The sequence below is a fragment of the Lonepinella sp. MS14434 genome (assembly GCF_042468235.1).
Lineage (GTDB): Bacteria > Pseudomonadota > Gammaproteobacteria > Enterobacterales > Pasteurellaceae > Lonepinella.
Map to the genome: position 1 here is coordinate 1,129,330 of NZ_CP170386.1, position 23,460 is coordinate 1,152,789.

The window sequence follows — 23,460 nt, forward strand, 5'->3', positions numbered from 1 at the left end:
AAAGGATAAAACCCTATCAAAGCGACCAATAAGGTTAATAAGCCAATAATTAGCCACATCATTTTTCACCTGCCTGTTGTTTTTTGGGACGAAAGACAATAAATAATCCTCCTAAAAACAATAACGCCGGAATTGCCCAAAGCATAATAGTAGCAGGGGTTAATGGTGGATCGTAGGTAACAAAATGACCGTAACGTTGTACCATATAATCCACAATTTCCTGTTTCGTTTTGCCTGTTTGCAACAGCTCAAATACTTTAGCCCGCATATCCACCGCAATGGTCGCATTACTGTCAGCAATATTGTTATTTTGACATTGCGGACAGCGGAGCTGTTGGGTCAGTTGATGATAATCCGATTCCTGTTGATCAGATTGAAAATTAAAAGCATCAATAGCAGAAAACGCCGAAATACTGAACAATAACAATAAAAGTGCGGTAATTTTTTTCATTATTTTTGCTCCATTAAACGTTGATAAATCGGCTGAATTTTTTGTTGCCACACTTTTTCATTTAAATCACCGGCGTGACGGTAATGAATAATACCGTTGCCATCAATAATAAAAGTTTCAGGTGCACCATACACACCTAAATCCAAACCAAATGATCCTTTTTCATCAAATAATACCTGTTGATAAGGGTTATTTAATCGTTGTAACCAATTGATGGCTTTATCACGTTGATCTTTATAATTCACACCAATAATGCTTATTCCTTGCTCAGCTAACCGGTTTAAATATTGATGTTCGGCATAACAAGTAGGACACCAAGTCGCCCACACATTAAGCAAAATTGGCTTACCTTGTTGAAAAATTTTCTGGTTAACTTGTTGATTAGTAAATAAATCATATAACCTTGCCGATGGCACGCCTTGACCTACTAAAGCACTTTCTAAGGCTTTAGGGTCATCTCCTTGTCCATTACGTTGTAACTGTACGAAAAAGGTGACAATCAATGCTACAAAGAAAATTAACGGTAAAAAAAGTTTCTTATTCATCATATTTTCACCTTTTTATTGGTACGATAACGACGGTCAAACAGGCAAAGCACGCCCCCGAATGCCATACATAATCCTCCAAACCAAATCCAACGCACAAAAGGCTTGTAATATAAACGTAATGCCCAAGAGCCGTCACCTAAACTTTCGCCCAGTGCCACATAAAGATCTCGAGTAAAGCCCCAGTCAATGGCAGCTTCGGTCATGGTCATTTTGCTGACGGTGTAAAAACGTTTTTCGGCGTACAGTGTCGTTGCTAATTTATCCCCCTGATAGATCGCCACTTCCGCTTTGCCACCCGCATAATTTGGTCCATTGGCATCGCTGATGCCGTTAAACTGAAAACGATAATCGGCAATTTGTACGCTATCGCCCACATTCATTCGCACATCTCGCTCAATGCTGAAATTTTGGCTAAAGGCAATGCCCCAAATGGTCATCGCGACCCCTAAGTGAGCGAATAACATTCCCCAATAGGATCGACTAAATTTTCCTAGTCCAGTCCAAAAACCGGTACGATCCATAGCTCGTTGATAAAGTTCATAAACCGTTAATAATACAATAATGGCAGACATCATTGAACCAAGTACCGCACTCACGATTAATTTATTTTGTAACCAATACGGCAAAGCAAACCCCAAAATTGCCATAAAAATCACCGCACTAATCACTGGTTTACGAATCGCAGAAAACTGATCTCGTCGCCATTTGACTAAAGGTCCAATACCCAATAATAACGCAAATGGTGTGGTAATAATCAAAAACATTTGATCAAAGAATGGGGCGCCAATAGAGATTGTACCTAACCCCAGTTGTTTATGCACCAACGGCAATAATGTGCCTAATAACACTACTGAAAGTGCGGTCATTAACAAAATATTATTGAGCAATAACAGACTTTCACGGCTATAACGTTGTGCATTATTGTATGAACGAATTTGGTTGCCTTTAATCGCATACAGGACAAGCGAGCCACCAACTACCACCACCAAATACGCTAAAATATACAAGCCACGAGTAGGATCGGATGCGAAAGCGTGAACGGAAACTAAAATCCCTGAACGCACTAAAAACGTACCGAGCAAACAAAGGGAAAAGGCTAAAATGGCCAGTAATACCGTCCATGCCTTAAATGAACCTCGTTTTTCGGTAACAGCTAAACTGTGCAGTAATGCCGTTCCCACCAGCCAAGGCATTAAAGAAGCATTTTCTACGGGATCCCAGAACCACCAGCCACCCCAGCCAAGTTCGTAATATGCCCACCATGAACCTAGCACAATGCCTAAGGTTAAAAATAACCACGCAGCAAGCGTCCAAGGTCTGGACCATTTCGCCCACGCAGTATCTAATTTACCGCTCATTAATGCTGCAATGGCGAAAGCAAAGACGACCGAAAAGCCCACATAGCCCATATATAACAAGGGCGGATGAAAAATTAAGCCGACATCTTGCAATAGTGGGTTGAGTTCGCGACCGTCCACCGGGAAATTAGGAAAAGTGCGGTTAAATGGATTGGATGTAAACAGCACAAAAATCAAAAAGCCAATGCTCACAATCCCCATAATACCTAATACTCGAGCCACTACTTGTTGGGGTAAGGATCGGCTGAACATTGCCACCGCAGCCGCCCAAAAAGTGAGTAACCAAATCCACAGTAACAATGATCCTTCATGGGATCCCCACACCGCTGATAAACGGTATTGCAAAGGCAAATTGCTATTGGAATTGTTAACCACATATTGTACGGTAAAATCGTTAACCGCAAAGACATAGAATAATGCGCCGAAAGCCAAGGTTAAGCTAAAAAATAGGGCATAAGTAAGTGGGCGTGCCAACGCCATCATCATGCCATTGCCTTTTTCTACTCCCCATAAGGGGAAAATGGCTAATAACACTGATACTGCCAAACTCAAAGCTAAAGCATAATTACCAAGTTCAGGAATCATTATTGTCTCTCTGGTTGAGCAAATTGTTGAACTTTTTCTTGACGATCACGTTCACTTTCGCCGTTCAAATCGCTTTCTGATACGCCCATTGGTTGATGTACTTTTTTCAACTGATCACCAAGTTCAGGCGGTACATAGTTTTCATCATGTTTCGCTAACACTTCTGTCGCTTCTAACACTGTAGGTGCAATGAGTTTACCCTGTGCCACAATGCCCTGCCCTTCACGGAATAAATCAGGCAAAATGCCTTCATATTGCACAGTGATCGCCGGTCCAATATCATTTAAATCAAACCGCACTTTCAGGCTTTTTTCATCTCGTTGCACCGATCCTTCCACCACCATACCACCTACCCGAAGACGTTGTCCCACTGCTGGCTTTAATTCAGGATTATCATTTTTACCATAGACAATTTCAGACGGTGTGTAAAACAGATCAATATTGGAACGCAAGGCATAAGTAATTAAACCTGTGGCAATCGCCATCCCCATCAACACAAATACCACAATGATTAAACGAGATTTACGTCTAGGGTTCATTTGTTATCCCCCTTTGCCATTTTTTCTTGCCGGTGAGCATTTAAACGTGCTTCTCTTACCTGTTCACGACGAATATCGGCAAAAATACGGTGTTTCTCACGATAGCTTTGCACCGCTAAAATCCCTATTGCCAAAAACGAAATACCATAGGAAAGCCATACATAAAAACCATAGCCCCCCATGTTAAAAAAATCCCCCCACGATTGGAAAAACATCACGTCCCCCTATAAAAAAATCAAAAAAATAAACACAGTAAAAATTATTTTATTGCTAACGCTTTCACCCATGCTCGTTTGCTGTCTTCACGCAACAACGCATTACGATAACGTACCAATCCTAACCAAAGACTCAACGTCATAAAACCAAAGATACTGAAAATTAATGGAATTAACATGGACGTCGCCATTGATGGTTTATCCAATTTAGTGATGGTCGCACCTTGATGCAAGGTATTCCACCATTCCACCGAAAAATGGATAATCGGAATATTAATCACCCCCACTACACATAAAATTGCCGCCGCTTTCATTCCCGTATGGCGATCCTGAAATGCAGAATACAATGCCATCACACCCAAATATAAAAACAACAAAATCAAGGATGAAGTTAAACGCGCATCCCATACCCACCAAGTTCCCCACATGGGTTTACCCCAAATTGCCCCAGTTGCCAACGACAAAAAGGTCAATACTGCGCCAATGGGAGCAATCGCAATAATGGAAAGATGAGCCTGTTTAATTTGCCATACCAAACCGATAAAACCTGCCAGTGCCATTGAGACATAAATCCCCATCGACCAAATAGCGGTAGGAACATGAACATAAATAATCCGAAAACCATTACCCTGTTGATAATCAGCAGGTGCAAATGCCAAGCCCCAAACCATGCCCACCGCGAGTAACACAAGGGTTAGCGCCGCCAAAAAGGGAATGCATTTCCCACATAAAACATATTGAGTTTCAGGTTTTGCATAAGGATGTAGCCACGTCCACATAGATAATCTTTCCTTTTTAGTTATTGCGCTAAACTAATACGTAACGCTGCTGCTATGGCAAAGGGCGATAAAGTTAACGTAATTGCCAAGATTGCTCCAAGGATGGCAAGTTGTCCGGCATAAGGCATATTTAAACTTGCCGCATCTAGCACGGAGGTTGAAAAAATCAACACCGGAATAAACAACGGCAATACAATTAAACTTAATAACACACCGCCTTTACGTAACCCTACAGTCAATGCCACGCCAATGGCCCCAAGGCAACTTAATACGGGCGTACCGATTAACAAGGTCAACACCAACGCCCACCAAATCTCAGGCTCAAGGGATAATAACAATGCCACGATAGGCGATAATAAAATCAACGGCAATCCAGTTAAAAACCAGTGTGCAATGACTTTTGCCAATGCTGTCAATGCCAACGGCTGAGCAAGTAATATCAATTGTTCAAGAGAACCGTCCACAAAATCATCACGAAATAACCGTTCAAAAGAAAGTAAAGCAGATAACAACGCCGCCACCCAGACTACTGCCGGGGCGATTTTTGCCAATAATTTTGAATCAGCTCCCATGGCTAACGGAAATAACGTCACCACAATTAAAAAGAACCATAACGGGTTTAGAATTTCTGCCGGTTTCCGCCATGCGATTTTGAGTTCTCGTTGCATAATTTGCATGAAGATCATTCATCTTCTCCGTAAAACGGGTACAAATCTAACCTCACTTTTTGCAACATTTGACTCGGCACATCCTGATGACTGGTAATAATCACGATGCCACCTTGTTGACAATGCTGCTCTAAATGCGCAATAAGCATTTTTACACCATTTTTATCAATGGCATTAAAAGGTTCATCTAAAATCCACAATGGTGCTTTTGAAAGCCACAATCTTGCCAAACCAATACGTTTTTGTTGCCCTGCGGAAAGTTGGCTTGCCACAATATCTTCATAGCCTAACAATCCCACTTTTTCTAACGCTTGCCACAACACATCATTTCCTTGCAAACAATGGCTTACTTGTTGATAAAATTTCAAATTCTCCCAAGCGGTTAATTCAGATTTAATGCCTGATAAATGCCCCAAATACAGCAAATCATATTGATAATCTTCTCGACATTGAGAAATCTCATGTAAATTCCACCGCACTTTACCTCGCAACGGCTGAGCCAACCCGGTTAAAATCCTCAATAAACTGGTTTTACCGATCCCATTACGCCCCTCAATTTGCACAAAATCCCCCGCTTGAAAACGCAAGCTCAATCCTGCAAACAGAAGATTATCACCACGCTGACAGGTAATTTGTTCAACATCTAGGGTATTTAACATTATTTAATCCATTCATTTTTAACTAATAAATTTTACCATAAGTCATACACAACGCATAACCAATGGCATAACTCTTTTGGGGAATATTCATTGAGGGAGATCAAATATTAAAAAGAAATATTAGGCGTGTGGACGTTTCATTTTTCCCAGCGTTGTCACTGAAAAAAGCTACATTCTGCGGGACGGGACAAATGACGTGTCCACACGTCCTACTCATTGATAATTAAAGAGAATAAAAAAACTGATTTCAATATTGTATTGAAATCAGTTTTTAATAGAACAAATTAAAATTAACTATTGGAAAGAATCTTTTAAGCGTTCATCCGCTCGACGAGCTTCTCCTTTATGTTGAAGTTTATTTAATTGTCTTGCTAATTTTTCTTCAACATCATTAATCGCTTTGTACATATCATCAGATTCTGCGCTTGCAAACAAGTTACCATTTGGTGTACTAATCGTCGCTTCGACCCCAAATCCCTGGGGTAGTTTGCTTAATACAAAATGTGGATTAATTAGCTGGGTTTGCCATTTTTCCAATTTCGCTAATCTATCCTCAATATGAGCCCGAATTGCCGGTGTAATGTCCATTTGTTTACTTGCAATATTAAGTGTCATAGTTGTCACCTCTTTTTCTTGATGAATAAATCCTTTCGTATTAACTACAAGGTATGTTTTTTAACGAAAATTTTCAAGTCTTTTCTGTTGATTTTTATCAGAAATTATTAAAAATGTGATCTTAATCTCAAAATCATAGGTTAATAAAACATCACTTTTTCAACACAATAATATAATCGAATATTATTTAACCCGATCCCCTGCTTTAGCACCCTTATCTACATCAAGCAAGAATAAATCTGCTCCACCAGCACCTGCTGATAAAATCATGCCTTGCGATACACCAAATTTCATTTTGCGAGGTGCTAGGTTGGCAACCATAATCACTTGGCGACCGATTAATTCTGCTGGGTTATTGTAAGCTGCTTTAATACCTGATAACACTTGACGTTGTTCAAAACCTAAATCTAATTGAAATTTCAATAATTTATTGCTTTCAGGTACGGCTTCACAATGTAACACGGTTGCCACTCGTAAATCAATTTTGGCAAAATCATCAATACTGATTTCAGCTTCTACAGGTTCAAATTCGCTATTTTCGGTAGCATTGCCAGTAGAAACTGCGGTGTTTTTTTCCACTGTTGCGGTATTTACCGCGGCATTTTCCACTTTTGATGCTTCGATCATTGCATCAATTTGTTTCATCTCTAAACGATTAAATAAGGCTTTAAACGGAGAAATTTGATGAGCTAATAATGGCTGACTTAAATTCTCCCATGTTAATTCAGTTTGTAAGAACTGCTCCGCACGCTCGGCTAATTTCGGTAACACAGGTTTTAAATAACCCATTAATACACGGAATAATTCAATCCCCATTGAACAAACGGAATGCAATTCTGCTTCACGCCCTTCTTGTTTGGCAATTACCCAAGGTGCTTTGTCGTCCACGTATTTATTGGCTTTATCCGCTAATGCCATAACCGCACGGATCGCTTTGCCATATTCACGGTTTTCATACAATGTCGCAATTTGCTCCGATTGTTGAGTAAATTCGTCAAATAGGCTTTGATCTTCTAATTTTTCTGCTAATTTTCCATTAAAACGTTTTTGAATAAAGCCAGCATTACGTGACGCTAAATTGACTAATTTATTGACTAAATCTGCATTTACCCGTTGTACAAAATCTTCTAAATTTAAATCCAAATCATCAATTCGATTACTCAATTTGGCAGCATAATAATAACGTAAACATTCAGGATCTAAGTGTTTCAAATAGGTTGCAGCTTGAATAAATGTGCCACGGGATTTTGACATTTTTTCGCCATTCACCGTCACATAACCATGCACAAAAATATTACTCGGTTTACGTAAATCAGCCCCCTCTAGCATAGCAGGCCAGAATAAGCTGTGGAAATACATAATATCTTTGCCAATAAAATGATACAGTTCAGCTTGGCTGTCTTTTTTCCAAAAGCGATCAAAATCAATCTGTTCACGTTCACACAGATTTTTAAACGATGCCATATAACCAATCGGGGCATCTAACCAAACATAAAAATATTTATTTTCCGTATTCGGAATTTTAAAGCCAAAATAAGGTGCATCACGGGAAATATCCCATTGTTGCAAACCCGCATCAAACCATTCTTGCATTTTATTTGCCACTTCCGCTTGCAACGCACCCGAACGATTCCATTCTTGCAACATTTTTTCAAAGCTCGGCAAATCAAAGAAAAAGTGTTCACTTTCTTTTAATACAGGGGTGGCACCTGATATGGTAGAACGTGGATTAATTAATTCCGTTGGGCTATAAGTGGCAGAACAAACTTCGCAATTATCACCATATTGATCGGGTGCTTTACATTTCGGACAAGTGCCTTTCACGAAACGATCGGGCAAAAACATGGATTTTTCAGGGTCAAATAATTGCGAAATGGTACGATTTTTAATAAAACCGTTTTGTTTTAAACGATAATAAATCATCTCGGAAAATTCACGGTTTTCTTCGCTATGCGTAGAATGATAATTATCGAAACTAATATTAAAGCCACTGAAATCCGCATAATGGGCTTTATGCACATCAGCAATCAGTTGCTCAGGCGTGATCCCCATTTGATCCGCTTTCAGCATAATTGGCGTGCCATGAGCATCATCAGCACAAACAAAATAAATTTCATTACCTCGCATACGTTGAAAACGTACCCAAATATCCGCTTGAATATGTTCCAACATGTGTCCTAAATGAATCGGACCGTTAGCGTAAGGTAAAGCACAAGTAACAAGGATTTGACGTTTTTTTGGGGAAAATTGGTTTGACATAAAAAGACCTTTAAATAATAAGCAAGCCCAAATTGGCTTGCCGTGAAATACAAAATTGGCGTGATTTTACCTGATTTGGCTTGTTTTTTCTAGCTAAAACATAATCTATGCTTAACATCATTCTAATATCGTGGTTAAATAGTCGGGTATTTACTCTACTTGATTTTAGGAAAGATAATGACAATCCAATTTTCCAATAATTTTACCAATGAACAACAAGCAAAATTCATTTCGGTTTTTAAAAATTTTACTCACCCTACATTACAAAAAGACTTAATCGCCCTAAGTACGGTGAAAAAAATCGAAAAAATGCAAGGCGTGTTACGCATCGAAATTCAAATGCCCTTTGCTTGGAATACTGCATTTGAGCAGTTAAAAACGACTGTTACCCATGATTTATTGACAATCGCAGAAGCCCAACAAATGAAATGGCAATTAAATTATCAAATCGCCACTTTGAAACGTGCCAATAATCACCCAGCGGTAAAAGGCGTAAAAAATATTATTGCAATTACTTCAGGAAAAGGCGGTGTAGGAAAATCCACCACTGCTGTCAATTTAGCTTTAGCATTACAAGCTCAAGGGGCTAAAGTTGGTATTTTAGATGCCGATATTTATGGTCCATCAATCCCTCACATGCTTGGTGCAGCCAACCAACGCCCAACATCGCCAGATAATAAACATATCAATCCGATTATCGCTCACGGTTTACAAAGCAATTCCATTGGCTATTTAATGAATGCTGACAACGCCACCATTTGGCGTGGTCCGATGGCAAGCAGTGCATTAAATCAACTGTTAAATGAAACCCTATGGAATGAGTTAGATTATTTAGTGATTGATATGCCACCAGGAACGGGGGATATTCAGCTCACGTTATCACAACAAATTCCTGTGACAGGGGCGGTTGTCGTCACTACACCACAGGACATTGCTTTACTTGATGCGATTAAGGGTATTGCCATGTTTAATAAAGTTTCTGTGCCAGTGTTAGGAATTATAGAAAATATGTCAATGCACATCTGCTCAAACTGCGGTCATCACGAAGCGATTTTCGGTACAGGTGGAGCAGAAAAAATTGCGGAAAAATATCATGTACAAGTGCTAGGTCAGTTACCCTTACATATTTGTTTAAGAGAAGATTTAGATAAAGGCATACCAACCGTAATTGCAGAATCTAACCCTGAAATTAAGCACGCTTATCTACAATTAGCCGAAAAAGTGGCGAGCGAGTTATATTGGCAAGGTTTGGTCATTCCTGGGGAGATTATGTTTAGGGAAGTAAAATAGTCCATGTAGCCTGTTGAATAATATTCGCCACCGCATTAATTATTCAACAGGCTGATTTTTATAAAAATCCTTCTCTAAATTTTAAACATTTTCAAAATAAACTTACCATTAAAGAATTCCAAATAGTATTAAACACTAAATTACTAAACATTTATAGATTTTTATATAAAGAATATTTTTATACCATTCTATTTTTTGATATTTTTTACTAAAAAACCTTTGACAGAATTTTCTAAATCCGTAATATAGAGCCTAATTTAATCAATTTTAGGAATTTTATGTTTACCTTTCACGCTCTGCTACTCAACTTACGATTATCACATTCTTTGTGCGGTTAAGTTGTGGACGATAGAAAAATAGCATAAAACACGAATTTACAACCCCGCACTTTGATAAAAAGTTCGGGGTTTTTTATTAAAAAAACATAAAAAATACACCGCACTTTCAAAGTAAAACCCTAACGAAAAGAAAAGGATGACATTATGGCAGCAAACAACATTATTATTTTTGATACCACCTTGCGAGATGGCGAACAGGCATTAAAAGCAAGTCTTACCGTAAAAGAAAAATTACAAATTGCCCTTGCTTTAGAACGATTAGGGGTGGATGTCATGGAAGTCGGATTTCCTGTTTCATCAGAGGGCGATTTTCTGTCAGTACGTACGATTGCGGAAAATATTAAAAACAGCCGTGTTTGTGCCTTATCTCGTGCCGTAGATAAAGATATTGATGCGGCTTATGAAGCCTTGAAAGTGGCTGATGCTTATCGGATTCATACCTTTATTGCCAGTTCAGCGTTACACGTAGAAGCCAAATTAAAACGTTCTTTTGATGATGTGGTGGGTATGGCTGTGGCAGCAGTAAAACGTGCGAGAAATTATACCGATGATGTAGAATTTTCTTGTGAAGATGCGGGTCGTACAGGGATTGACAACATCTGTCTCATTGTGGAAGCTGCCATTTCCGCTGGAGCGACCACAGTCAATATTCCTGATACAGTAGGTTTTTGCTTACCAACTCAATATGGTGGCATTATGGCAGATGTGTTAAACCGTGTGCCAAACATTGACAAAGCGATTATCTCCGTGCATTGCCATAACGATTTAGGTATGGCTACCGCCAACTCGTTAACTGCGGTGTTAAATGGGGCAAGACAAATTGAATGTACCATTAATGGTATTGGTGAACGGGCAGGCAATACGGCGTTGGAAGAAGTAGTCATGGCGATTAAAACTCGTCAGGATATGTTTAACGGCTTAGATACCCGTATTAATACCCAAGAAATTCACCGTGTCAGCCAAATGGTGAGCCAACTTTGTAATATGCCAATTCAACCGAATAAAGCCATTGTGGGCGATAATGCTTTTGCTCATTCATCGGGTATTCACCAAGACGGTATGTTGAAAAATAAAAACACCTACGAAATTATGTCGCCTGAAAGTATCGGTTTGAAAAAAGAAAAATTAAATTTGACTGCTCGTTCTGGTCGTGCGGCGGTGAAAGGTCACATGGCGGATATGGGTTATACTGAAGCAGATTACGATTTAGATAAATTATACGAGGCTTTCTTGAAATTGGCGGATAAGAAAGGTCAAGTGTTTGACTACGATTTAGAGGCATTAGCATTTATTGATATGCAACAAGGCGATGAAGATCGTTTAACTTTAGACGTGATCACTTCACAAACATTAAGTGGTTTACCTGCTTCAGCCTTTGTGCAGGTGGCGTTAGACGGTCATCGTATTAATCAAGTTTCTAATGGCGGTAATGGTCCAGTAGATGCGGTGTATAATGCGATTATGCAAATTGTGGGTATGGATTTGAAAATGTCCCATTATAATTTAACCGCCAAAGGTGAGGGAGCGGAAGCACTTGGTCAAGTGGATATTGTAGTGGAATATGAAGGTCGCCGTTTCCATGGGGTCGGTCTTGCCACGGATATTGTGGAATCTTCCGCACTGGCGTTAATTCATGCGATTAATGCCATTTATCGTTCGCAAAAAGTGGCGAATTTGACCAGAAATTTAAAACATTAATCTTGTAGGGGCGTATTGCATACGCCCAAAAACTCAACATATTGATAAAAAATAGGAAATAAACAATGTCAACATACAACGTAGCAGTTTTATCAGGCGATGGCATCGGTCCCGAAATTATGGCAGAGGCCATTAAAGTGTTAGATGTGGTACAACAAAAATACGGTTTTACATTAAATTACAACTATTTCAACGTAGGCGGTATTGCCATTGATAAACAAGGTTGTCCATTGCCTGAAAATACCTTACAAGGCTGTGAATCAGCCGATGCGATTTTATTTGGTTCGGTGGGTGGTCCAAAATGGGAAAACTTACCGCCAGATCAACAGCCTGAACGTGGTGCCTTATTGCCGTTACGTAAACATTTTAAATTATTCAGTAACTTACGCCCCGCCACGCTGTACAAAGGTTTAGAAAAATTCTGTCCATTGCGTGCGGATATTGCCGAAACAGGTTTTGATATGGTAACAGTGCGTGAATTAACGGGCGGTATTTATTTCGGTCAACCCAAAGGTCGTGAGGGCGAGGGTTCACAAACTAGAGCCTTTGATACTGAAGTGTATTATAAATATGAAATTGAACGTATTGCCAAAGTCGCCTTTGAAACCGCAATGAAGCGTAGCAAACACGTGACTTCGGTGGATAAAGCCAATGTATTAATCAGCTCAATTTTATGGCGTGAAACGGTGAATGAAGTGGCAAAACAATATCCAGAAGTCAAATTAGATCATATTTATATTGATAACGCCACCATGCAGTTGATTAAACAGCCGTCTTTCTTTGACGTGCTACTCTGCTCCAATATTTTTGGCGATATTATTTCTGATGAATGTGCCATGATCACAGGTTCAATGGGGATGTTGCCGTCCGCCAGTCTAAATGCAGACGGTTTCGGTTTATACGAACCTGCTGGCGGTTCTGCCCCTGATATTGCAGGCAAAGGCATCGCCAACCCGATTGCTCAGATTTTATCGGCAGCTATGATGTTACGTCATAGTTTTAACCAAAACGAAGCCGCCACAGCCATTGAAAGTGCAGTGAAAAAAGTGTTAGCTTTAGGACACCGTACTACCGATTTAGCAGACGACAGCCAACCTGTATCTACGAGTGAAATGGGGACGTTGATTGCGAATGCGATTGAATAAAATCAACAATCACCGTAAGGGCGTATTGCATACGCCCAAAAACAAAAGAAAAATCCACCGCAGTTTGTGGTAAATAAAAAGATCGAGCATAGGGCGTATGCAATACGCCCCTACGAAAAAATAAAATACAACCCAACGAATTAACAAAACCTAACGAGAAACAAAAATGGGAAAAACACTCTACCAAAAATTATTCGACAGCCATGTGGTGTATGAGGCAGACGGCGAAACACCGATTCTGTATATTAACCGCCATTTGATCCATGAAGTAACCAGTCCTCAAGCCTTTGACGGCTTACGTGTGGCAAATCGTCAAGTTCGCCAAGTCAATAAAACCTTTGGCACCATGGATCACAGTATTTCTACCCAAGTACGTGATGTGAATAAACTTGAAGGTCAAGCCAAAATTCAAGTACTTGAACTGGACAAAAACTGCAAAAATACCGGTATTCAATTATTTGATATGAATACCAAACAACAAGGGATCGTGCATGTTATGGGGCCTGAACAAGGCTTAACTTTACCCGGTATGACCATTGTTTGCGGTGATTCACATACCGCTACTCACGGTGCATTTGGTGCTTTAGCATTTGGGATCGGGACATCTGAAGTCGAACATGTGCTTGCCACCCAAACTCTAAAACAAGCACGTGCCAAAAGTATGAAAATTGAAGTACGTGGCAAAGTCAACCCAGGGATTACGGCGAAAGACATTGTGTTAGCCATTATTGGCAAAACCACCATGGCAGGCGGAACAGGTTATGTAGTCGAATTCTGTGGTGAAGCCATTCGTGATCTTTCCATGGAAGGGCGTATGACAGTATGCAACATGGCGATTGAATTAGGTGCCAAAGCAGGACTTGTTGCACCCGATGAAACCACCTTTGCTTATTTAAAAAATCGCCAACACGCACCAAAAGGCAAAGATTGGGACGATGCGTTAGCTTATTGGAAAACCTTAAAAACCGATGATGATGCCGAATTTGATGCGGTGGTAACATTAGAAGCCAAAGATATTGCTCCACAAGTAACTTGGGGAACCAACCCAGGGCAAGTCATTGGCATTAATCAGCCCGTACCAAACCCAAAAGATATGCAAGATCCTGTGGCTCGTGCTTCCGCGGAAAAAGCCTTAGCTTATATTGGATTAGAAGCCAATACCGACTTGACTAAGGTGGAAGTCGATCAAGTCTTTATCGGTTCTTGCACGAATTCACGCATTGAAGATCTACGTGCGGCGGCAGCGGTGATGAAAGGACGCAAAAAAGCGGATAACGTAAAACGTGTACTTGTGGTGCCGGGTTCGGGCTTAGTGAAAGAACAGGCGGAAAAAGAGGGATTAGACAAAATCTTTATTGCCGCTGGTGCAGAATGGCGTAACCCTGGTTGCTCCATGTGTTTAGGTATGAATGATGACCGTTTAGGTGAATGGGAACGTTGTGCATCTACATCTAACCGTAACTTTGAAGGTCGTCAAGGTCGAAACGGTCGTACTCACTTAGTTAGCCCTGCGATGGCTGCGGCAGCGGCGGTGTTTGGTAAATTTGTAGATATTCGTGATGTAACATTAAATTAAGGAGCAAAAAATGGCAGGATTTAAACAACTTTCAGGCTTAGTGGTTCCTCTTGATGTGGCGAATGTGGATACCGATGCGATTATTCCAAAACAATTTTTACAAGCCATTACACGGGTTGGATTTGGTAAACACTTATTCCACGAATGGCGTTATCTTGATGTTGAGGGAACCAAACCCAATCCCGAATTTGTGTTGAACTATCCACAATATCAAGGTGCAACCATTCTACTTGCTCGTAAAAATTTAGGTTGTGGATCTTCGCGTGAACACGCCCCATGGGCATTAGCAGATTATGGTTTTAAAGCGATGATCGCCCCGAGCTTTGCGGATATTTTCTATAACAACAGCTTAAACAATCACATGCTACCAGTACGTTTAAGCGAACAAGAAGTAGAAGAAATTTTTCAATGGGTATGGGCGAATACAGGCAAAGAAATTCAAATTGATTTGGAAGCCATGACAGTGACCACTGGCGATAAAGTCTATCATTTTGAACTAGACGAATTTCGCCGTCATTGCTTATTAAATGGCTTAGATAATATCGGTTTAACCTTGCAACACGAAGACAAAATTGCGGAATACGAAAGTAAAATTCCCGCATTTTTGCGTTAAAAATCAATAAAAAAACACCGCAGTTTAAAGAAAAAATCCAAAAACTGCGGTGTTTTTTCAAGTAATTTTCTGATTAACACTAGCCTTTTCGATCATAAAGTTTTATACTGCATGCCTAGTATCAACTCGGACTAGACAGCAATGTTATTAATGAAAAATCAGCGAATTTTTTATAACATTCCCACTCAATTTATCAATGAATGTTCATTGAGCGTATGTGTATTTTCTATTAATAAGCATTCTTTTATTAGCGAGAATGTTAACAACTTGCTCCCCTATCCGCACTATTCACTTCTACCATTATGGAATATTTATGAAAAATCACGTTCGTAGTTTTAAAACCTACATTAGAGATGAAATTATCAAAAAAGGCGGTTGGGTAAACTCTCATGCTCATGCTGACCGTGCATTTACCATGACACCTGAAAAAATCAGTATTTACCACAGCTGTAATTTACAACAAAAATGGGATCTGGTGGATGAAGTTAAACGGACATCCACCGTAGAACATTATTATGCTCGTTTTAGTCAAGCCATTGAGCTAATGATTTCGCAAGGGGTCACGGCGTTTGGGACATTCGTGGATATTGATCCCGTCTGTGAAGATCGTGCGATTATTGCGGCACATAAAGCTCGAGAAGTGTATAAAAGCGATATTGTGTTGAAATTTGCCAACCAAACCTTAAAAGGGGTGATTGAGCCAACGGCAAGAAAATGGTTTGATATTGGTTCAGACATGGTGGATATGATCGGTGGCTTACCCTATCGTGATGAATTAGATTATGGTCGTGGCTTAGAAGCCATGGATATTTTACTTGATAAAGCCAAATCTTTGGGGATTATGTGCCATGTTCACGTGGATCAATTTAATACCCCAAAAGAAAAAGAAACCGAGCAACTTTGTGATAAAACCATTGAGCATGGTATGCAAGGACGTGTCGTCGCCATTCATGGGATTTCGATTGGTGCTCATTCAAAAACTTACCGCTACAATTTGTATAAAAAAATGCGGGAAGCACAAATGATGATGATCGCTTGTCCGATGGCATGGATTGATAGTAACCGCAAAGAAGAATTGATGCCATTCCATAACGCCTTAACACCGGTGGATGAAATGATCCCCGAGGGTATCACGGTTGCGATTGGTACGGATAATATTTGTGATTACATGGTGCCATTGTGTGAGGGGGATATGTGGCAAGAACTCAGTTTACTCGCTGCTGGCTGTCGCTTTCCTAATTTAGATGAAATGGTCAATATTGCCAGTATCAATGGGCGTAAAGTATTAGGTTTAGATCCGATTAAATAATCCCTGTCTTGTTAAAAATCCCCTGAAAAATTCAGGGGATTATTTTTTAATAAACATCTCGCTGATAGCGTTTTGCTTGACGCAATTCATCTAAATATTCATCTGCATCTTCAACACTTAATTTGCCTTGTTCGGCAATCACATCAAGCAAGGCTTTTTCCACATCTTTTGCCATTTTATTGGCATCACCGCACACATAAATATGTGAGCCATTTTGCAACCATTGCCAAATATCCGCAGCATTTTCACGAATTTTATCTTGTACATAAATTTTCTCGTCTTGATCCCTTGACCAAGCAAAGCTGTATTTATGTAAATAACCGTCTTTAGCAAAGGTTTGCCATTCGGTTTGATATAAAAAATCTTCACTAAAATGCGGATTACCAAAAATTAACCAGTTTTTTCCTGCGGCTTCATCGGCTGCACGCTGTTGTACAAAGGCTCGGAACGGTGCAATACCCGTACCAGCACCAATCATAATAATCGGGGTTTCACTATTTTCTGGCAATCTAAAATTATTATTCTGCTCCACGAAAACCCCTATGGCTCCATCTTCTTCGGCACGTTCCGCCAGATAATGGGAAGCACAACCTTGCCGCTCAATTTCGTCATCTTGATAACGCACTACACCCACGGTTAAATGCACTTCTTCCCCAACTTCTGCTTGACTGGAAGCGATAGAATAAAGACGTGGCGTGAGTGGTCGCAATAACGCCACAAATTGTTCAGCGGTTAATTTTGCAGGAAAATGATTAAGCAAATGCACAATCGGGTGTTGGCTTGCAAAAACTTGTGGATTTTGCACCGCACTTTCTGGCAGTTGAGCAAATTCCGCATAACCTTTCACAAACTGCGGTGTATTTTGGGTGATTTCTAAATCTTCAATTAAGGCTTGGCGTAAGGCTTTATTTTGCTGTTTGATAACCACGGTTTCATCACCTGTTAAAGCTAACGCGGTCAGAATTTCATCAACCAAGGCAGGATCATTATTTGCCCATACACCTAAGGCATCACCCGCTTGGTAGCTTAAGCCAGAACCACTCAAATCAAATTCAATATGGCGAACATCTTTATCTGAATTTCTGCCTGTAATTTTTTGTCGGGCGACTAGGGTAGCTGGAAATGGATTTTCTTTATTATAAACAGATGTCGGCGTTGCACTTGCTGTGACACTTGGCACAGCAACAGTGCTACTACTCTGCGATGTTTGATTTAATTGAAGCAAAACTGGCACAATACGATCAATCCAGCCTTCTGCGGTGGCTTGATAGTCCAAATCGCAGTCTTGACGATCTAACAAACGACTTGCCCCTAATTCCGCCAAACGCTGATCAAACTCCACAGCGGCACCACAGAAATGTTCGTAACTACTATCGCCTAACCCCAGCACCGCAAATCTGACGCTGTCTAATTTAGGGGCTTTTTTACCAAACAGGAATTTATGTAAACTCACCGCTTCTTCTGGTGGTTCGCCCTCGCCTTGGGTGGAAGTGAGCAACAATACGACATCTTCTTCGGCTAAATTTTTGGTTTTATAATCGCCAATATTAATCTGTTTTACCGATAAATTTTGAGCTTGTAACCGTTCCACCAATAAGTTTGCAATTTTGCGAGTATTACCTGTTTGTGAAGCGGATAATACGCTAATCGATAAAGGTTTGACGGTTGGTGCAATGGCTGTTGCAATATTTTCTACAGCGGTGATTGCCACATTATTATTTTCAGTTTTTGCCCAACAATAACCTGATAACCAAGCGAATTGTGTGGGTGATAAATTTTGTAATTGTTGAATGATTTCGTTAGGAATAATATTCATAATACATCTCTTATTCGTTATGCTGCCAATTTTTCAGGCGGTAATGCCACAATATCATCTAATTTAAATGCGGTTGCAGAGCCAACAAATTGCTGGGCTTGCTGACCAAACCAAGCCAATTCTGGTTGTAATGCGACCGTTTCCCCAATCACAATTAAGGCAGGTGATGGTGCATTTTCTGCCAGTTTCGCTAAGTCTGCTAATTTCCCTGCAAAGATCTGTTGTGTTGGCAAGGTACCGTGACTAATCACTGCTACTGGCGTATCAGGCGAACGCCCATGAATTTGCAGATTTTCTGCCAGATCCGCCGCTTTAATGGTTCCCATATAGACTGCAAGGGTTTGATTACCCTGTGCCAAAGTTTGCCACGTCAGATTTTTGCCATCGGGTTTGGTATGTCCCGTAATAAACATGGTGGTTTGGGCGTAATTACGGTGGGTTAATGGAATCCCTGCATAAGCCGTTGCCCCCAATGCTGCAGTAATCCCCGGTACCACTTCAAACGGAATATTTTCAGCTTTTAACACTTCTAATTCTTCCCCGCCACGACCAAACACAAAAGGATCGCCACCTTTTAAACGCACGACACGCTTGCCTTGTTTGGCATATTTCACTAATAAGCGATTGGTTTCTTCCTGTTGCATACTGTGGCTGCCCGCACGTTTCCCCACCGAAATTTTTTCCGCATCACGGCGAACTAAATCTAGCACTTGTTCTGATACCAACGCATCATAAAGCACAATATCTGCCTGTTGAATACGTTGTAATCCTTTTAAGGTTAATAAGCCACTGTCCCCCGGACCCGCTCCCACTAAAGACACTTCGCCTACCCGAGTTAATTCATGGCTTAAGGATTGTTGCAACAAGGTTTCTGCTGGCTGAATTTGCTGATTATCGGTTAAACGTTGGAAATCTGCCGATTGGAACAGTTGTTCCCAAAAACGGCGACGTTGGGTGATATGTGGAAAACGTTGTTTCACTTGCGAACGAAAACGCTGGGCAATGGTTGCCATGGTGCCAATATTTTTCGGTAATAAGGCTTCTAATTTTTCCCGTAATAAACGAATTAATACTGGTGCCGTTCCACCACTTGAAATGGCAATTTGCACTGGACTACGGTCAATAATAGACGGAAAAATAAAGTTACAATGTTCCTGTTCGTCCACCACATTGACTAAACGACAACGTTGTTCCGCTGCATTAAAAATACGTTTATTCAGTCCTACATCATCGGTAGCGGCGATGACTAAATACACGCGATCAAGTTGTTCTTCGGCGAAATGGCTGGCAATATGCTCAATTTTGCCTAAATCTTTCAGATTTTGCACCGCACTATTTAGCCGTTCTGCCACCACTTTGATACTGGCGTTAGCTTTTAATAACGCTTCAATTTTACGCAATGCTACCGAGCCGCCCCCGACAACTAACACAGGACGATTTTTCAGTTCAGCAAAAAATGGAAAATAATTCATCGTAGTCCCCTTTTATGCTGCTTGCAATGTAACAACTTTGCTGGCGTCCCAGAAATCTACTGGTGCATTTACCACAGGTTTCACAATTCCCGTCCGAATGGCGAAATCACCAAAACCCTCTTTTACTTGACGATTTTGTACCCAATCCGCTAACCAACCATCAATAATGGTTAGAATTTCATCTTCGGTGATATTTTCCTTAAATAAACGGGGGATTCTGGTACCTTGTAAATTACCGCCGACATGTAAGTTATAACGTCCGATAGCTTTGCCGACTAAACCGATTTCCGCCAACATTGCACGTCCACAACCATTTGGACAGCCTGTTACTCGTAACACAATATGCTCATCAGTCAAACCATGTTTGGCAAACAGTACATCAATTTTATCGGTAAATGGCGGTAAAAAACGTTCTGCTTCTGCCATTGCCAACGGACAAGTTGGCAAGGATACACAAGCCATACTATTTTCACGTTGTTTAGTGGTTCTCTCATCGATCAGTTTATGCTCACGAGCAATTTGTTCAATTTTCGCTTTATCTCGAGCAGATACATTTGCCACAATCAAATTTTGGTTAGCGGTTAAACGGAAATCCCCTTTATGGATTTTGGCGATTTCTCGCACGCCAGTTTTTAACGGACGATCGGGATAATCAAGCAAACGACCATTCTCAATAAACAAAGTCAAATGCCACTTTTTATCTTCACCTTGCACCCAACCGATACGGTCGCCACGTGAAGTAAATTCATAGGGTTTAATCGGTTCGAATTTGCTTTCCATGCGATTTTCCACTTCATGAATAAAATTCTCTACTCCATGATTTTGTAAGGTATAACGAGTACGTGCATTTTTACGATCCGCCCGATTCCCCCAATCTCGTTGTACTGACACAATAGAAGCTGCACAATCCAGCACTTTGTCTAAGCCGACAAAACCAAATTCATAGGCAGTATTCGGATAAGTTTTGGTATTGCCATGTTCCATCGACAAACCACCACCCACTAATACATTAAAGCCAATCAATTTGCCATTTTCACCAATCGCCACAAAATTCATGTCATTCGCATGTAAATCCACATCATTATGGGGCGGAATAACCACCGCCGTTTTGAATTTACGTGGTAAATAATTTTTACCTAATACTGGCTCGGTTTTATCACCACTATTGGCTTTTTCAACTACTGGCACTTTAGGTTGGGTTTCGGTGCTTAATACTTTTTCGCCATCTAGCCAAATATCCGCATAAGCCGTGGTTTTAGGTAATAAATGCTCACTGATTTTGGTTGCCCAACGATAGGCTTCGGCATGCAACTTGCTTTCCACAGGATTGGAAGTACAAAGCACATTACGGTTTACGTCCGCCGCTGTGGCAATCGAATCTAAGCCTAATTGATGTAACCACTGGTGCATAGGTTTGATATTCGTTTTCAGCACACCGTGGTATTGGAAAGTTTGACGGTTGGTAATCCGAATCGAACCATAGCTTGTATGTTCCGTAGCAAATTGGTCGATACCAAGCCATTGTTTCGGTGAAATAATCCCCCCTGGTAAACGGCAACGTAGCATCACATTTTTATTCGGCTCAAGTTTTTGTTCTAAACGTTCGGCACGAATATCACGGTCGTCCTGTTCATACATACCGTGAAAGCGGATCAGTTGGAAGTTATCCCCCTTAAAACCGCCCGTAATTTGTTCGCCCAAATCATTGGAAATTGTGCCGTGTAAATAGTCACTTTGGTCTTTTAAACGTTCGTTATCGGAAAGTTTTGGTTTTTGTTCATTGCTCATAGCTAGCCCCCCACAGGATAAAATTCGGTTAGGTTAATAGAAAAATAAATCTGACTAGATCATATAAGAAAGGCTGTATAGAAAAGAAATAATCTTTTGCTGTTAGTTATATAAAAAAGTTATAAAAACCATATTAATACCATTGCCTAAGTAGCCAAATAAAACACCATAAAAAACAAACTTTCTGATATACTTCGGAAAGTTTGTTTTTTTAAAGAACAGAAAAGGAAAATAATCTAATGAAATCACTGCATAAATTGGCTCTGGTTAGTGCAACTTTATTTTTAACCGCTTGTAATGCGGTGCAATATCAACCCCTTGCGACGATTGATCAAGTGGATACATCAACAGGTTATCGCTTGCAAAAAACTATGCAAAATAAATTTAATGATCAAACTATCGTCGCTATTATGTTCTCGGGCGGTGGGACAAGAGCAGCGGCTTTTGGTTATGGTGTATTAGAAGAATTAAATCGTCATCCGATTAATTTAGATGGCAAATCCACCAATTTAATCGACAATGTTGACATGGTATATGGTGTTTCTGGCGGATCCGTGTTAGCAATTTATTATTCCTTATATGGCAAAGAAACCATTCCAAATTTTGAGAAAAAATTCTTAAAACAAAATTTCCAAAAATTAATGATCAACCAAACCCTTTCTTTTGCCAATATGCCGAGATTGTTTTCCCCACAATTTGGGCGAGGCGATTTATTGCAAGAGCAATTTGAAAACACCCTATTTGGTAACAAAACCTTTGGCGATTTAGCCACCCAACGTAAAGGACCTTTTGCGGTGATTAGTGCTACCGATATGTCTATTGGTCGCAGACTAGATTTCACCCAAGAACAGTTTGATACCATGTGTCTTGATCTCTCCAAATTGCCTCTTGCGCGTGCCGTTGCCGCCTCCAGTGCGGTGCCGTTAGTCTTTTCACCGCTCACCTTAAATAACAACGGGGGCAACTGTAACTATCAACTGGCTAAAGAACTCCAAGCAACGTTAGATGCAGGTCAAAATAGTCTTCAAGATGAATCTCGCCAGCAATATATTCGTCAATTACAGCAATATTCTAATAGTAAAGAACGTCCTTATATCCATTTATTAGACGGCGGGCTCACTGATAATCTCGGGATAAAAAGTTTGCTAGAAACCCAAGAAGTATCGCCAGAAAATGCGATTCGTGAACGATTAAAAAGTAGCAATATCAAGCGGATTATTATCATCAGTGTCAATGCGCAAAATCAAATTAGTACCGAAATTGATAAAACAGCCGATGTGCCAAGTTTTTCCGATCAAGCCACCGCAGTAATTGATGTGCCGATTGATCAAACGTCACAAGCCAGTTTAAACCGTTTCCGTGCCGTGGTAGATGCTCGCAATGAAGAATTAGCCCAAATAAAAGGTAACAAAGTAGGAATCTATTTTATTAGCTTGAATTTACGTGATTTGCCGGATAGCCAAGCGGAATTTAGACAACGCATGCTGAACTTGCCAACCACATTTTACTTGCCAACTCATGATATTAATGATTTGAAAAAAGCCGCTAAAATTTTGTTAAACCAGTCTAAGGAATATCAGAGGTTATTAAAAGAAGTCAAATAAATACTGAACTCCCATATACTCGCATGAGTTTTCTATTTTGATGGGCAGTTCAGATGATATAATCACTTGCATACTAAGTAGGTTAATATTACAATAGATCAATAGATCAATAGATCAATAGATCAATAGATCAAT

Annotated in this window: 20 protein-coding genes; 7 read left to right on the forward strand and 13 right to left on the reverse strand. The window is 40.2% G+C overall.

Going from position 1 to position 23,460, the window contains the following annotated elements:
- Window positions 1–58 precede the first annotated feature (58 nt).
- The 10 genes from O1Q79_RS05410 to metG all read right to left on the reverse strand — a co-directional run bounded on the left by O1Q79_RS05410 (window position 59) and on the right by metG (window position 8,676).
- Window positions 59–451 carry a cytochrome c-type biogenesis protein CcmH gene (locus tag O1Q79_RS05410; protein WP_386690659.1) on the reverse strand — a complete coding sequence of 131 codons (393 nt, stop codon included), beginning with the start codon at window positions 449–451 and terminating at the stop codon, window positions 59–61.
- Window positions 451–996 (reverse strand): DsbE family thiol:disulfide interchange protein, encoded by a 546-nt coding sequence (locus O1Q79_RS05415; protein WP_386693353.1) that lies wholly within the window; start codon window positions 994–996, stop codon window positions 451–453. Before O1Q79_RS05415 ends, O1Q79_RS05410 begins: the two co-directional genes overlap by 1 nt.
- Window positions 996–2,942, reverse strand: coding sequence for a heme lyase CcmF/NrfE family subunit (locus O1Q79_RS05420; RefSeq protein WP_386690662.1), 1,947 nt, complete (start codon window positions 2,940–2,942; stop codon window positions 996–998). Before O1Q79_RS05420 ends, O1Q79_RS05415 begins: the two co-directional genes overlap by 1 nt.
- Window positions 2,942–3,481, reverse strand: a complete 540-nt coding sequence (gene ccmE / locus O1Q79_RS05425) for a cytochrome c maturation protein CcmE (RefSeq protein ID WP_386690665.1) — start codon at window positions 3,479–3,481, stop codon at window positions 2,942–2,944. The genes O1Q79_RS05420 and ccmE overlap by 1 nt, the downstream gene beginning before the upstream one ends.
- Window positions 3,478–3,696: a heme exporter protein CcmD gene (gene ccmD / locus O1Q79_RS05430; protein WP_386690667.1), complete on the reverse strand. Its 219-nt coding sequence runs from the start codon at window positions 3,694–3,696 to the stop codon at window positions 3,478–3,480. The genes ccmE and ccmD overlap by 4 nt, the downstream gene beginning before the upstream one ends.
- 44 nt (window positions 3,697–3,740) lie before the next feature.
- Window positions 3,741–4,475, reverse strand: a complete 735-nt coding sequence (locus O1Q79_RS05435) for a heme ABC transporter permease (RefSeq protein ID WP_386690669.1) — start codon at window positions 4,473–4,475, stop codon at window positions 3,741–3,743.
- A 20-nt stretch (window positions 4,476–4,495) separates the two neighbouring features.
- Window positions 4,496–5,161, reverse strand: a complete 666-nt coding sequence (gene ccmB, locus O1Q79_RS05440; RefSeq protein WP_386690671.1) for a heme exporter protein CcmB — start codon at window positions 5,159–5,161, stop codon at window positions 4,496–4,498.
- Window positions 5,158–5,805: a cytochrome c biogenesis heme-transporting ATPase CcmA gene (gene ccmA / locus O1Q79_RS05445; protein WP_386693354.1), complete on the reverse strand. Its 648-nt coding sequence runs from the start codon at window positions 5,803–5,805 to the stop codon at window positions 5,158–5,160. The genes ccmB and ccmA overlap by 4 nt, the downstream gene beginning before the upstream one ends.
- A gap of 291 nt (window positions 5,806–6,096) precedes the next feature.
- Window positions 6,097–6,417 carry a ribosome-associated translation inhibitor RaiA gene (raiA, locus tag O1Q79_RS05450; protein ID WP_132302230.1) on the reverse strand — a complete coding sequence of 107 codons (321 nt, stop codon included), beginning with the start codon at window positions 6,415–6,417 and terminating at the stop codon, window positions 6,097–6,099.
- Between the two features lie 183 nt (window positions 6,418–6,600).
- On the reverse strand, window positions 6,601–8,676 hold the full coding sequence (metG, locus tag O1Q79_RS05455; protein WP_386690675.1) for a methionine--tRNA ligase: 2,076 nt from the start codon (window positions 8,674–8,676) through the stop codon (window positions 6,601–6,603).
- Between the two features lie 177 nt (window positions 8,677–8,853).
- Between metG and apbC the strand changes: the two genes are divergently transcribed.
- The 6 genes from apbC to O1Q79_RS05485 all read left to right on the forward strand — a co-directional run bounded on the left by apbC (window position 8,854) and on the right by O1Q79_RS05485 (window position 16,645).
- On the forward strand, window positions 8,854–9,966 hold the full coding sequence (gene apbC / locus O1Q79_RS05460; RefSeq protein ID WP_386690678.1) for an iron-sulfur cluster carrier protein ApbC: 1,113 nt from the start codon (window positions 8,854–8,856) through the stop codon (window positions 9,964–9,966).
- 482 nt (window positions 9,967–10,448) lie between these two features.
- Window positions 10,449–12,002: a 2-isopropylmalate synthase gene (gene leuA / locus O1Q79_RS05465; protein WP_386690681.1), complete on the forward strand. Its 1,554-nt coding sequence runs from the start codon at window positions 10,449–10,451 to the stop codon at window positions 12,000–12,002.
- 65 nt (window positions 12,003–12,067) lie between these two features.
- The gene (gene leuB, locus O1Q79_RS05470; RefSeq protein ID WP_386690684.1) at window positions 12,068–13,147 is read left to right on the forward strand and encodes a 3-isopropylmalate dehydrogenase; all 1,080 of its coding nucleotides are present in this window, start codon (window positions 12,068–12,070) and stop codon (window positions 13,145–13,147) included.
- A 166-nt stretch (window positions 13,148–13,313) separates the two neighbouring features.
- Window positions 13,314–14,723 carry a 3-isopropylmalate dehydratase large subunit gene (leuC, locus tag O1Q79_RS05475; protein WP_386690686.1) on the forward strand — a complete coding sequence of 470 codons (1,410 nt, stop codon included), beginning with the start codon at window positions 13,314–13,316 and terminating at the stop codon, window positions 14,721–14,723.
- A 10-nt stretch (window positions 14,724–14,733) separates the two neighbouring features.
- Window positions 14,734–15,336 (forward strand): 3-isopropylmalate dehydratase small subunit, encoded by a 603-nt coding sequence (gene leuD, locus O1Q79_RS05480; protein ID WP_386687080.1) that lies wholly within the window; start codon window positions 14,734–14,736, stop codon window positions 15,334–15,336.
- Between the two features lie 313 nt (window positions 15,337–15,649).
- On the forward strand, window positions 15,650–16,645 hold the full coding sequence (locus O1Q79_RS05485; RefSeq protein ID WP_386690689.1) for an amidohydrolase family protein: 996 nt from the start codon (window positions 15,650–15,652) through the stop codon (window positions 16,643–16,645).
- Window positions 16,646–16,691: 46 nt separating this feature from the next.
- Here O1Q79_RS05485 and O1Q79_RS05490 read toward each other — a convergent pair whose 3' ends face one another.
- The 3 genes from O1Q79_RS05490 to cysI are packed head-to-tail and all read right to left on the reverse strand — an operon-like array spanning window position 16,692 to window position 21,721.
- Complete coding sequence (locus O1Q79_RS05490; RefSeq protein ID WP_386690692.1) at window positions 16,692–18,461, reverse strand: assimilatory sulfite reductase (NADPH) flavoprotein subunit; 1,770 nt, start codon at window positions 18,459–18,461, stop codon at window positions 16,692–16,694.
- A 17-nt stretch (window positions 18,462–18,478) separates the two neighbouring features.
- Complete coding sequence (cysG, locus tag O1Q79_RS05495; RefSeq protein WP_386690694.1) at window positions 18,479–19,933, reverse strand: siroheme synthase CysG; 1,455 nt, start codon at window positions 19,931–19,933, stop codon at window positions 18,479–18,481.
- Window positions 19,934–19,945: 12 nt separating this feature from the next.
- Window positions 19,946–21,721, reverse strand: coding sequence for an assimilatory sulfite reductase (NADPH) hemoprotein subunit (gene cysI / locus O1Q79_RS05500; protein ID WP_386687091.1), 1,776 nt, complete (start codon window positions 21,719–21,721; stop codon window positions 19,946–19,948).
- Between the two features lie 239 nt (window positions 21,722–21,960).
- On the opposite strand from cysI, the gene O1Q79_RS05505 reads away from it, so the two are divergent.
- Entirely contained in the window at window positions 21,961–23,325 is a 1,365-nt protein-coding gene (locus O1Q79_RS05505) for a patatin-like phospholipase family protein (RefSeq protein WP_386690696.1), read from the forward strand.
- Window positions 23,326–23,460 lie beyond the last annotated feature (135 nt).

Coding starts and splice junctions, on each gene's coding strand:
- leuA (WP_386690681.1), top strand. CDS start 10,449: ATGGCAGCAAACAACATTATTATTTTTGATACCACCTTGCGAGATGGC.
- ccmE (WP_386690665.1), bottom strand. CDS start 3,481: ATGAACCCTAGACGTAAATCTCGTTTAATCATTGTGGTATTTGTGTTG.
- apbC (WP_386690678.1), top strand. CDS start 8,854: ATGACAATCCAATTTTCCAATAATTTTACCAATGAACAACAAGCAAAA.
- O1Q79_RS05420 (WP_386690662.1), bottom strand. CDS start 2,942: ATGATTCCTGAACTTGGTAATTATGCTTTAGCTTTGAGTTTGGCAGTA.
- cysI (WP_386687091.1), bottom strand. CDS start 21,721: ATGAGCAATGAACAAAAACCAAAACTTTCCGATAACGAACGTTTAAAA.
- O1Q79_RS05490 (WP_386690692.1), bottom strand. CDS start 18,461: ATGAATATTATTCCTAACGAAATCATTCAACAATTACAAAATTTATCA.
- O1Q79_RS05415 (WP_386693353.1), bottom strand. CDS start 996: ATGAATAAGAAACTTTTTTTACCGTTAATTTTCTTTGTAGCATTGATT.
- leuB (WP_386690684.1), top strand. CDS start 12,068: ATGTCAACATACAACGTAGCAGTTTTATCAGGCGATGGCATCGGTCCC.
- O1Q79_RS05435 (WP_386690669.1), bottom strand. CDS start 4,475: ATGTGGACGTGGCTACATCCTTATGCAAAACCTGAAACTCAATATGTT.
- metG (WP_386690675.1), bottom strand. CDS start 8,676: ATGTCAAACCAATTTTCCCCAAAAAAACGTCAAATCCTTGTTACTTGT.
- leuD (WP_386687080.1), top strand. CDS start 14,734: ATGGCAGGATTTAAACAACTTTCAGGCTTAGTGGTTCCTCTTGATGTG.
- O1Q79_RS05410 (WP_386690659.1), bottom strand. CDS start 451: ATGAAAAAAATTACCGCACTTTTATTGTTATTGTTCAGTATTTCGGCG.
- ccmD (WP_386690667.1), bottom strand. CDS start 3,696: ATGTTTTTCCAATCGTGGGGGGATTTTTTTAACATGGGGGGCTATGGT.
- O1Q79_RS05505 (WP_386690696.1), top strand. CDS start 21,961: ATGAAATCACTGCATAAATTGGCTCTGGTTAGTGCAACTTTATTTTTA.
- raiA (WP_132302230.1), bottom strand. CDS start 6,417: ATGACACTTAATATTGCAAGTAAACAAATGGACATTACACCGGCAATT.
- cysG (WP_386690694.1), bottom strand. CDS start 19,933: ATGAATTATTTTCCATTTTTTGCTGAACTGAAAAATCGTCCTGTGTTA.
- ccmB (WP_386690671.1), bottom strand. CDS start 5,161: ATGATCTTCATGCAAATTATGCAACGAGAACTCAAAATCGCATGGCGG.
- O1Q79_RS05485 (WP_386690689.1), top strand. CDS start 15,650: ATGAAAAATCACGTTCGTAGTTTTAAAACCTACATTAGAGATGAAATT.
- leuC (WP_386690686.1), top strand. CDS start 13,314: ATGGGAAAAACACTCTACCAAAAATTATTCGACAGCCATGTGGTGTAT.